The organism is Aeromicrobium sp. PE09-221 (assembly GCF_002174305.1).
Taxonomy (GTDB): Bacteria; Actinomycetota; Actinomycetes; order Propionibacteriales; family Nocardioidaceae; genus Aeromicrobium.
In genome coordinates this window covers 1-1,445 of sequence record NZ_MIJB01000041.1, presented here as the reverse complement: position 1 = coordinate 1,445, position 1,445 = coordinate 1, and the positions used below count along the sequence as shown (strand labels likewise).

1 protein-coding gene and 1 other annotated feature are annotated in these 1,445 nt (G+C 66.6%); the gene reads left to right on the top strand.

The window, feature by feature from the left end; translation table 11 throughout:
* The first annotated feature begins 139 nt into the window (after nt 1–139).
* A protein-coding gene (locus BHE97_RS18445) for an IS3 family transposase (protein WP_087625507.1) occupies nt 140–1,419 on the top strand; the annotation gives its coding sequence in 2 pieces (ribosomal slippage) (nt 140–413 and nt 413–1,419; 1,281 coding nt in all).
* Nucleotides 409–543, top strand: a sequence feature (AL1L pseudoknot). Its footprint overlaps the gene before it by 135 nt.
* Nucleotides 1,420–1,445 lie beyond the last annotated feature (26 nt).

Sequence of the window (1,445 nt, the reverse complement as noted above, 5' to 3'; positions counted from 1 at the left end):
GGGGAGGGGTTTCTGGCCGAGGTTCGGTTGCGACCCGTCACGGCGCCGGCTGGGTTCGGTGTACTGGAAAGCGCAGTAGCCGATACTGAAGCGCCCCAGGTTTGATGCCGCATCCTTGTGAGTTGGAAGGATGCGAACCATGCCGAAGAAGATCGATCCCGCGGTCAAGGAGCGGTGCGTGCGCCAGGTGCTGGAGCATCTGCCGGAGTACTCGTCGCTGACCGCGGCCGCCGAGACCGTCGCGCGTCGCGAGGGGGTCGGGAAGGAGACCGTGCGTCGCTGGGTGGTCCAGGCCCAGATCGACGGCGGCCAGCGCCAGGGAGCCACCAGTGAGGAGCTCGCCGAGATCAAGGACCTCAAGGCCAAGGTCCGCCGACTCGAGGAGGACAACGAGGTCCTGCGCAGGGCCTCGATTTTCTTCGCGGGGGAACTCGACCCCCGCAATCGCTGATCGTCGCGTTCATCGACGAGCTGCGGGCCGAGGACCACGCGGTCGAGTCGATCTGCCGGGTCCTGCGTGAGCAGGGCTGCCAGATCGCCGCGCGGACCTACCGCGACTGGGCACAGAACAACCGCCCGGTCGCCGCCCGGACCATCACCGACGCACAGGTCACCAACCAGGTCCGTGACCTGGCCTGGAGGATCGACCACGAGGGCGTGCGTCGGATGACTCCCGAAGGGCTCTACGGGCGTCGGAAGATGACTGCGCTCGTGCAGCGCACCAGCCCGGGCACCTCGCCTGGATCGGTGGACCGGGCGATGAGATCGCTGGGCTTGCAAGGGGTTCGGCGTTCGAAGGGGATCCGGACCACGATTCCCGGCAAGGACGGCAAGAGAGCTGGCGACCTGCTCGACCGCAACTTCACGGCCGAGGCCCCGAACCGAACCTGGGTCATGGACTTCACCTACGTCAGGACGTGGGCCGGGTTCGTCTACGTCGCGTTCATCCTCGACGTCTTCGCCCAGAAGATCATCGCCTGGAACATCGGCTCGACCAAGGCCGTCGAGCTGGTTGATGTTCCGCTGCGGATGGCGCTGTGGCAGCGTGGCCGCGAAGGCCACCCCGTCATCCCCGGTGAACTGATCGGCCACGCCGACGCCGGCAGCCAGTACACGTCGATCGCGTTCACCGACCACCTCACCGACGAGGGCATCCTGCCCTCGATCGGGACGGTGGCTGATGCGTATGACAACGCGCTGATGGAGTGCGTGATCGGCCTGTTCAAGACCGAGTGCATCCGCACCACGGTCTTCCACGCCGGCCCCTACCGGACCATCGCCGACGTCGAGTACGCCACCGCCGGATGGGTCGACTGGTACAACACCAGGCGCCTGCACGGGTCGCTTGGCATGATGACACCAACAGAGTTCGAGCAAGCCCACTACGCGGCCCTCAACCGAGAGCCGCAACCCGCATAGGAGCGGCAGCGAACCTGGGGCGGTTC